Annotated in this window: 6 protein-coding genes; all 6 read right to left on the reverse strand. The window is 44.4% G+C overall.

Annotated features, from left to right (window positions below):
• On the reverse strand, positions 1-219 hold a 219-nt coding region (locus MWN76_RS20740; protein WP_250465078.1), incomplete at its 3' end, for a hypothetical protein.
• Between the two features lie 221 nt (positions 220-440).
• Entirely contained in the window at positions 441-953 is a 513-nt protein-coding gene (locus MWN76_RS20745) for a hypothetical protein (protein ID WP_250465080.1), read from the reverse strand.
• Positions 954-986: 33 nt separating this feature from the next.
• On the reverse strand, positions 987-1,469 hold the full coding sequence (locus MWN76_RS20750; RefSeq protein ID WP_250465082.1) for an SMI1/KNR4 family protein: 483 nt from the start codon (positions 1,467-1,469) through the stop codon (positions 987-989).
• Between the two features lie 10 nt (positions 1,470-1,479).
• Positions 1,480-2,178, reverse strand: a complete 699-nt coding sequence (locus tag MWN76_RS21105; RefSeq protein ID WP_284500787.1) for an RHS repeat-associated core domain-containing protein — start codon at positions 2,176-2,178, stop codon at positions 1,480-1,482.
• A gap of 69 nt (positions 2,179-2,247) precedes the next feature.
• Positions 2,248-2,634: a VOC family protein gene (locus tag MWN76_RS20765; RefSeq protein WP_250465084.1), complete on the reverse strand. Its 387-nt coding sequence runs from the start codon at positions 2,632-2,634 to the stop codon at positions 2,248-2,250.
• A partial coding sequence (locus tag MWN76_RS20770; RefSeq protein ID WP_250465086.1) for an RHS repeat-associated core domain-containing protein occupies positions 2,635-3,175 on the reverse strand: 541 nt, incomplete at its 5' end.

The raw sequence follows: 3,175 nt of genomic DNA on the forward strand, positions 1-3,175 counted from the left end.
GTAGCGGGTCTGGAGTTTCCCGCCCTTGCCGCGCATGGCGGCGATGCGGTTGCCGCGTTCCAGCAGCGGGTTTTCCGCCGGGCCGTCGGCCTTGCCCAGGCGCACCTTGTGCAGACGGCCCTGGGGATCGTAGTCCCGTTCGCTGGCGAGGCCATTGCCGTGCTGGCGGCGGTGCAGGCTGTCGAACTGGTTGGCGAGGTTGTGGCCAAAGCTGAACACCTCGCCGTCCGGCAACCAGCTGCTGTTGCGGCGGCCGGTGATGGAGCGCCAAGCAGAGCTGCAGCTGGATCTGCACCCGGCTGCGGCTTTATCAAATCATTGAGTTGTTAAAAAACGGGGCTCGCGCTGGAGGTAGGCGCCAAACTCTACAGCCAAATGTAAAGCTCGACCATGGGTTTTGAAATAGGAGATTCATTGATCGAGTATGACCCATTGGTCATTTAATTTGGCCTAAATCTAACTTTACCGTTAATGCTAACCTCCTTCATACCATAAATTTTCAGGGAGTTTAGCTCTTTAGGACGACGAAAGAATTCCAACAACTTTTCTTCCACACTTCCATCGATGAATTTAGATAAATTTTTCAGAATTGATTCAATCTCAGAACTTATACGATCGGCAGCATAACTAATAAACACCAATCTACGTATATTCTCCCTATAATCAAACCGAAAACCTTCTATCACGTGCAACATGACAGCCTTCACAACCCATGCATCGTCACGGGTATCAATCGCTTTCGCTGAAAACTCCCCAGAGAAACTTATAAGGGTCAATCCCATCTTATCCTGAATCAAATCCGAAATTATGCCTCGATAATCTTGGTCAGCCGCCATATAGAAATCGACGAAACTTTCTACATCTTCAGCCTTAAGAGGCCTGCCACCTTTCTTCCCGTACGTTGCATTCTCAAGCCGCTCAATAAAATCTGGATAATTAAAACCTGAAACCATTTAAAACCTTGATTTTTTGTGAGGACGAGCTCGCTATAAATAATCCTCTACGTCCTCTTCGGAGACAAGTTCGCTAACGAATGCCTTTATACCATTGGAAATCATAGTAACGGCCTTATCAAATTCATCTTCGATCGAGTGCTCATGACTCAACCAATAGATTTTTTCATCTTTACCTCCCACACAGAAATAATTACCTCCAAGATCCATAGCAAATGGGACAAAGCTATCGGGAAGCATGTTTTTATCTCTTAAAACACAATAACTATTCTCAAGAGACATTTTCGAGGCTCTTAACGTATATTTAATTGGAAGTATTTGTCCAACTATATAAATCTCCTCACTACAACTCTTCCAACAGTTTCGCACAAAATATCCACCATTAACTTCCTTGTAGAAAGCAACTAAGGAACCTGGAAATTTAATCCCCAAGTCCTGTTCAGCAGACTTTATATCACTAGAACTCAAGTCATCTGCAAACGACCTAACAGCGTTCCCAAATACAATTTTTTCCATATTCTATTCCTTACCCACACTTACTCTGTCTTGGGTTGGTATTGTAGCTTTCGGCAACTACTTTAGCTTCCTTCGATTCATATTTTACACCATGCGTAGTTTCAAATTGACTTACTGAACCTTTATGTGGAACCGTTGCCTCATGGGCCTCGGTTTTTACTAGCTGCATAGTGCTGATATTAGTCTCTGGATCATAATCATGGACATGATGCCACGTATATCCATCCGGGGTAGCAGTACCGGTACTGCCGATATCAGCCTCAATATTGGCTGCTTTAAAATCCCTGTATCTTGATCCGGTTAACTTAATCTTGACGATATTTTTCTGATCCCCAGAGACGGGATATAGATCTGGAGAACCTGTAAAATCTACATCCGTTTTAAAGCTGGCCAATCCGTATGGATCAATCCACTCCAGCGGGCTCTTTACGTATTGATAATTGTTGTAGCCTCCAAGTAATCGAATAGGGTCTTGTGTAATAAACTCCCCCACCCCCGGATCATAATACCGAAACCGGTTATAATGCAGCCCGGTCTCCTCATCAAAATACTGTCCCTGAAACCGGATCGGCTGTTCTATTTCGTCGCAGTGTGCAAAAGCCACACAGCCGTAGGTGCGGTAACTGACACTCCAGACGACTTTCCCGCTGCTGTCCGTCAGTGCGTCCGGTGTGCCCAGGTGATCCAGGTGGTACAGCTTACAAGGCAATTTAACTGAGTCAGAGTATTGAATGCCCCCTCACTTGGCAGAACACTTACGCCTCACTGGAGGCTTAAATCAGTAACGCTTATAAAACGTCCACTCTTCAGGGCTTATAGAATCATCGTCTTCATCAAAGTTTTGACATTCTATTTCAAATTGATTTCCATCAAAGTCTTTGGCGATGGCGGTATATCCTCCTGGTGTCATCCCAGCCACTTTAAACTTAACCCCTTTTGAAATTAAAACTTCACAATAACTTAGAAAATTACTCTCAACCTCATACCTAAACAAACTGAAGTTCAAACCACAATGGTCATCAACTCTCCTTGGGTTAATTCTCACATCTGAGGCTTCAGAACCTGGAGGTTGAAACCCCCATAGATCCTCTTTAAAACCCATCACCTCGCCGTAGAATTTTTCAGCCCTTTCTACATTCTCCGTTGGAACAAAAACTACAAACATTTATATAACACCCCCCTCTTTACACCTCTTTACAATCTTTGACTGAGGCCTTGCACTTGCATTTGCAGCCTCACGAGCATCAGCCACTCTTCTTCGAGGAGCCTTATGGACTTTACCGCCGATTTCTTCAATTCGTTTCTTTTCCGCTAGATAGAAAGTACTTCTATTTTGCGAACCATCACTTCCTATATCTATAAACTCATATCCTTCGTCATGCATCTGTTCAATCCAGTCTGCATTACCAGTTACCGCCTTATACTCCCAATCAGCCGAAAATGGCTCCTCTCGATTCGCCCCAGAGCTCTTCAATATCCTCGACCAATCCTTCTTGATAGTCCGGTACTCGATATCAGGATAGTCATTAGATATTGCCTTAACGTAAGCTTCTACTGCAGCTTGCCCTTCACCAATAACTATATACTTAGACAGGCCAAGGGGATCAACCCACCTGATTGGATTAACTACATACTGGTAGTTATTTGCTCCCCCCAGAAGCCCAATAGGGTCTTGAGTAATAAACTTCCCTAATTCCGGATCATAG

It is taken from the genome of Microbulbifer litoralis, from assembly GCF_023634065.1.
Lineage (GTDB): Bacteria > Pseudomonadota > Gammaproteobacteria > Pseudomonadales > Cellvibrionaceae > Microbulbifer > Microbulbifer litoralis.